The sequence below is a fragment of the Streptococcus cristatus genome, from assembly GCF_963529205.1.
GTDB classification, from domain to species: domain Bacteria; phylum Bacillota; class Bacilli; order Lactobacillales; family Streptococcaceae; genus Streptococcus; species Streptococcus cristatus_O.
The window spans coordinates 1-5,557 of record NZ_CAURYF010000056.1 but is presented as its reverse complement, the minus strand read 5'-3'; the positions used below and the strand labels follow the sequence as shown (position 1 = coordinate 5,557).

The following is a 5,557-nucleotide window of genomic DNA, read 5'->3' as shown; positions in this document are numbered from 1 at the left end:
TATCGGTTATAGTATCCGTCCCTCTGCGCGTGGGAAAGGATTGGCAAAAGAGCAGTTGCGACAAGGCTTGCAAGTAGCCAAAAGTAAAAATATCAAACGTGCTTTAGTGACTTGCGATAGTGACAATGCTGCCAGTCGAGCAGTGATTTTGGCTAATGGCGGAGCTTTAGAGGATATTCGAGCTGGTAAAGAGCGTTATTGGATTGATTTAGATTGAGGATAGTTTATGAAGTTACGACGACCAACTTTGGAAGATAAAGATGCGATTTTAGAGATGATTGCGGAGTTCGATGCAGCAAAATCCTATATGCACGGTGGCATGGGCTCAACTTGGAAGCGAGCAAAGGATTATGAGGATTGGTTGCGAATTGTAGAGCAGCAGGAGGATGCTGAGAATCTGCCAGCAGGTTGGGTTCCCGCCATCCAATTTTTATCCTTTGATGAGACTGGCTTGCCTCTGGGTTTTTTAGCTCTGCGCTTGTCTTTGAATGACAAATTATTTGTGGAGGGCGGGCATATTGGCTATTCTATCCGGCCTAGTCAACGCAGAAAGGGATTGGCTAAGTTGCAGCTAGAGCTCGGGCTAGCAGAGGCTCGCAAGCAAGGATTGGAACGAGTGCTGATTACCTGCGATGAAGACAACGAAGCCAGCCGACGCACCATTCTCTCTGCTGGCGGTGTTTACGAAAATACAATCGACAGAAGTCAGCGCTACTGGATTGATGTCAATTAAGGAGGGAACATGGATCTAAGACGACCAACTTTGGAAGATAAAGACGCAATTTTAGAGATGATTGCTGAGTTCGATGCTGCAAAATCCTATATGCACGGTGGCATGGGCTCTGCTTGGAAGCAAGCAAAGGATTATGAGGATTGGTTGCGAATTGTAGAGCAGCAGGAGGATGCTGCCAACCTACCAGTAGGCTGGGTTCCTGCCATCAAATTTTTATCCTTTGATGAGACAGGCTTGCCTCTGGGCTTTTTAGCCCTGCGCTTGTCCTTGAATGACAAATTATTTGTGGAGGGTGGGCATATTGGCTATTCTATCCGGCCTAGTCAACGCAGAAAGGGATTGGCTAAGTTGCAGCTAGAGCTCGGGCTAGCAGAGGCTCGCAAGCAAGGATTGGAACGAGTGCTGATTACCTGCGATGAAGACAACGAAGCCAGCCGACGCACCATTCTCTCTGCTGGCGGTGTTTACGAAAATACAATCGACAGAAGTCAGCGCTACTGGATAGATTTGGAGGATGACGATGAACAATCCCAAACCTCAAGAATGGAAAAGTGAGGAGCTGAGCAAGGGACGCATCATTGACTATAAGGCCTTTAACTTTGTGGATGGCGAAGGCGTCCGCAATTCCCTCTATGTCAGTGGCTGTATGTTTCACTGTGAGGGCTGCTATAATGCAGCAACTTGGTCCTTCAACGCTGGCATTCCTTATACCCAAGAGTTGGAGGAGCAGATTATGAAAGACTTGGCGGAGCCCTATGTGCAGGGGCTGACCCTCCTAGGCGGTGAGCCTTTTCTCAATACAGGCATCCTCCTGCCCTTGGTCAAGCGGATTCGGAGAGAGCTGCCGGACAAGGATATCTGGTCTTGGACGGGCTACACTTGGGAAGAGATGATGTTGGAAACGGAGGACAAGCTGGAGCTGCTGAGTCTGATTGACATCTTGGTGGACGGCCGTTTTGATATCACGAAGAAAAATCTCATGCTACAATTTCGTGGTTCTTCCAATCAGCGCATCATTGATGTGCAGAAGTCCCTTCAGTCTGGCCAGGTAGTCATCTGGGACAAGCTCAATGATGGTTTGCAGGCCTATGAGCAAGTGGATCGAGATGGCTTGTTATAATCGTCTAGATTGGAGCAAAACTTTCAGTATAAAAATAGGACATTTTGTTCAACGTTGTCTACAATTTTTAAAGATGCTTACTTATGATGAAAGTGGCTCTCAGAGTTCATGAGCCAAGCTCTATTTTCCTTATCAGAAAAGGCGGTGCCAATGCCTTGGTATCGCTTTATTTTTCTGTGTTTTGGCTTGAATTCGATTTCAAAGTTGAAGTCGTTGACAAAAGAATAGGATTTTTTTACAATTATGTAATATTCTTAAGAATTTCTTAAAAAGCCATGTTTTTATGCTATAATAGACTAGAGTAATTTCGCACAGAAAGTAGTAAGGTGAATGTATCAGAGAGCAAAAAAGTCTAAAAAGAAAAACGATCGATTAAAAATAGTGAATAGCACCCTCTTGGGTGTTTATACTTTGTTAGCAGCCTTCTTGATTTTCACAATTTTCCGCTATCATTTTCTAGCTTTTCGCTATGTGAATATCTTAGTGACAGTCCTCATCCTAGCAGTGGCAGTCCTATTAGGATTCCTGATTTTCAAGGGTAAGGCAGGAAAGACCACCAGTGCTATTCTAATAGTAGCCCTGCTTGTGGGGTCAGTGTCTATGTATGCTGTAAAGGGTTTAGTCGACTTGTCGGCTGGCGTTAATTCCACTTCTAACTACTCTGAGTATGAAATGAGTATCGTGGTGCCGGCAGATAGTGATGTTAAGAACCTCAAGCAGTTGACAAATGTCTTAGCACCATCAGGCAATGACCAAGACAATGTCCAAGCGCTGATGAAAAATATCAGTCAGACACAAGGGCATGAGCTAACAGTGGATACAGCATCTTCTTATCTCGCTGCCTATAAATCGTTAACTTCTGGTGAAGTCAAGGCTATGGTCTTGAATAGTGTCTTTGAAGATACGATTCGTGGCGAAGATCCTGACTATGCTTCAAAAATTAAAAAAATCTATACTTATAAGATAAGCAAGAAGATTGATACAGCTATTGGCAAGCAAGATCCAAATGCAGAGGTCTTCAATATCTATGTCAGTGGTATTGACACTTATGGCCCGATTTCTTCTGTGTCACGCTCGGATGTCAACATTATCATGACAGTCAATCGTAAGACCAAGAAAGTCTTGCTGACAACCACACCACGAGATGCCTATGTTCCAATTGCGGACGGTGGCCTTAATCAGCCGGATAAGCTGACTCATGCGGGTATTTACGGCGTAGATGCTTCAGTTCACACCTTGGAAAACCTCTACGGTATTGATTTGAATTATTATGTCCGGCTAAATTTCACTTCCTTCCTCAAGTTGATTGACTTGCTGGGTGGGATTGATATTGAGAACGACCAAGAGTTTACTGTAGGAAATACTCATTATCCTATTGGTAATATTTCATTAAATTCTGAACAAGCGTTGACTTTCGTCCGTGAACGTTATTCTCTAAATGGCGGAGATAATGATCGTGGTAAGAACCAAGAAAAAGTCATTGCAGCAGTCATTAAAAAGCTGACTTCAACAGATGCATTGAAGAATTACAACGCCATTCTTTCAGGATTGCAGGATTCTGTCCAGACCGATATGAGCTTGGAAACAATGATGAATCTGATCAATACTCAGCTGGAGTCAGGCGGAAGTTATAATGTGACTTCTCAGGCCTTGACTGGAACTGGAAATACAGGTCTGCCTTCCCACGCGATGCCAGAAGCCAATCTCTACATGATGGAAATTGATCAAAATAGTTTGGCAGCTGCCAAAGCAGCGATTCAGGAAGTAATGGAAGGGAAGTAAAGCATGATTGATATTCACTCGCATATCATTTTTGATGTGGATGACGGTCCTAAGACACTAGAGGATAGCCGACGTCTGCTCGAAGAAAGCTATCGTCAGGGCGTTCGCACCATTATTTCTACTTCTCATCGCCGAAAGGGCATGTTTGAAACGCCTGAAGAAAAAATTGCAGCAAACTTTAAGCAAGTGCAGGAGTTGGCCAAGCAAGTTGCTGACGATTTGACCGTGCTATATGGAGCGGAGATTTACTATACTAGTGATATTTTGAAAAAGCTAGAAGAGGGGACATTTCCCGGTCTAGGTGGCACTAAGTATGTCTTGATCGAGTTTAGTATGAATACACCCTACAAGGATATTCACTCAGCCTTGGGCAATGTCATTCGCCTCGGTATGATTCCGGTAGTGGCACATATTGAGCGCTATCACTGTCTGGAAAATGACGAAGACAGGGTCAGCGAATTGATCAATATGGGCTGCTATATGCAGGTCAATAGTTCAAATGTTTTGAAACCAAAGCTTTTTGGTGATCGTTACAAATTTATGAAAAAGCGTGTTCAGTTCTTTCTAGAACGGGACTTAGTTCATTTCGTTGCCAGCGATATGCACAATCTCGATGACAGACCGCCTTATATGCAAAAGGCCTATCAGATTGTCGCGAAAAAATATGGCGCTGAGCGTGCGGAAGAACTCTTTAAGACAAACCAAGAAATCTTATTAAGTAACGAGTTTATTTAATCAATCAAACTCTGGAGAAAGTAAATACATGAATCAAGAAAATCAAATGATCGAAATCGATGTGTTGTCTCTGTTGAAGACAATTTGGAAACAGAAATTTTTAATTATCTTAACTGCCTTATTGACAGGTATTTTAGCCCTGGGTTATAGCGTTTTTATTGCCAAGCCTGCTTATAAGAGCACAACGCGTATCTACGTTGTCAATCGTCAGCAGGGCGAAAATCCTACCTTGACCAACCAAGACTTGCAAGCTGGTTCTTATTTGGTAAAGGACTACAAGGAAATCATCTTGTCACAAGATGTTTTGGCATCCGTCATTTCAGAATTGAAATTGTCAGGTTCACCATCTGACTTGGCATCTAAGGTGACGGTGACTGTACCGACAGATACTCGGATTGTGTCTATCACAGTGACGCATGCGGATCCAGCAGAAGCTAGCCGTATCGCCAATACCTTGCGTGAAGTTGCTGCTGAGAAAATCATCGCTGTTACCAAGGTCTCTGATGTTACAACGCTGGAAGAAGCGGAAACACCGAAAACACCGTCTTCTCCAAACATCCGTCGCAATACTATCATTGGAGTGCTTGCGGGTGGTGTCTTGATGGTCATTGTAGTAGTGATTGTTGAGATTCTTGATGACCGTGTCAAGAAGCCAGAAGATATCGAAGAAACCCTAGGAATGACCCTGCTTGGTGTCATCCCAGATATGAGTAAGGTAGGTTAGGAGATACAATGCCAATTCTAGAGTTAGCAAAAAAGAAAAAACTTTCTATTTCACGGGTAGAGGAGTATTACAATGCTCTTCGGACCAATATCCAACTTAGCGGTGAAGATATCAAGGTGATTGCTGTTAGTTCTACTTTCCCAGGTGAAGGGAAAACGACAACTTCAACCAACCTTGCCCTGACCTTTGCTAAGGCGGGTAATAAGACACTTTTGATTGACGCAGATATCCGAAATTCAAAAATGCTAGGTGGGGTCTTTAAGAGCGGTGAAAAGGTTTCTGGCTTGACAGAGTATCTTGCGAGAAATACAGACCTATCTCAAGGACTGTGTGAAACGGATGAGGAAAATCTCTTCGTCATCACCTCAGGACAAGCGTCACCTAATCCAACGGCTCTTCTCCAGAGTGAACGATTTACCACTATGATGAGCGTCTTGCGCCGTCATTACGACTATATTATTGT

General features: G+C 43.6%; 8 protein-coding genes. All 8 read left to right on the top strand.

Features of this window, described 5'->3' with window-relative positions:
* On the top strand, positions 1-217 hold a 217-nt coding region (locus RWS39_RS09060), incomplete at its 5' end, for a GNAT family N-acetyltransferase (RefSeq protein WP_314482756.1).
* Between the two features lie 9 nt (positions 218-226).
* On the top strand, positions 227-733 hold the full coding sequence (locus tag RWS39_RS09055; RefSeq protein WP_062003905.1) for a GNAT family N-acetyltransferase: 507 nt from the start codon (positions 227-229) through the stop codon (positions 731-733).
* A 9-nt stretch (positions 734-742) separates the two neighbouring features.
* A complete protein-coding gene (locus RWS39_RS09050; protein ID WP_045500233.1) occupies positions 743-1,288 on the top strand; it encodes a GNAT family N-acetyltransferase in 546 nt (181 codons plus the stop codon).
* A complete protein-coding gene (gene nrdG / locus RWS39_RS09045) occupies positions 1,254-1,853 on the top strand; it encodes an anaerobic ribonucleoside-triphosphate reductase activating protein (protein ID WP_015605938.1) in 600 nt (199 codons plus the stop codon). Before RWS39_RS09050 ends, nrdG begins: the two co-directional genes overlap by 35 nt.
* A 330-nt stretch (positions 1,854-2,183) precedes the next feature.
* On the top strand, positions 2,184-3,635 hold the full coding sequence (cpsA, locus tag RWS39_RS09040) for an LCP family glycopolymer transferase CpsA (RefSeq protein ID WP_062003907.1): 1,452 nt from the start codon (positions 2,184-2,186) through the stop codon (positions 3,633-3,635).
* 3 nt (positions 3,636-3,638) lie between these two features.
* Positions 3,639-4,370: a capsular polysaccharide biosynthesis protein Cps4B gene (gene cps4B, locus RWS39_RS09035; RefSeq protein ID WP_062003909.1), complete on the top strand. Its 732-nt coding sequence runs from the start codon at positions 3,639-3,641 to the stop codon at positions 4,368-4,370.
* A gap of 28 nt (positions 4,371-4,398) precedes the next feature.
* The gene (locus RWS39_RS09030; protein ID WP_314482751.1) at positions 4,399-5,094 is read left to right on the top strand and encodes a CspC family polysaccharide chain length determinant protein; all 696 of its coding nucleotides are present in this window, start codon (positions 4,399-4,401) and stop codon (positions 5,092-5,094) included.
* Positions 5,095-5,102: 8 nt separating this feature from the next.
* Positions 5,103-5,557, top strand: a 455-nt coding sequence (locus tag RWS39_RS09025; protein ID WP_314482744.1) for a polysaccharide biosynthesis tyrosine autokinase, incomplete at its 3' end; no start/stop codon positions are given.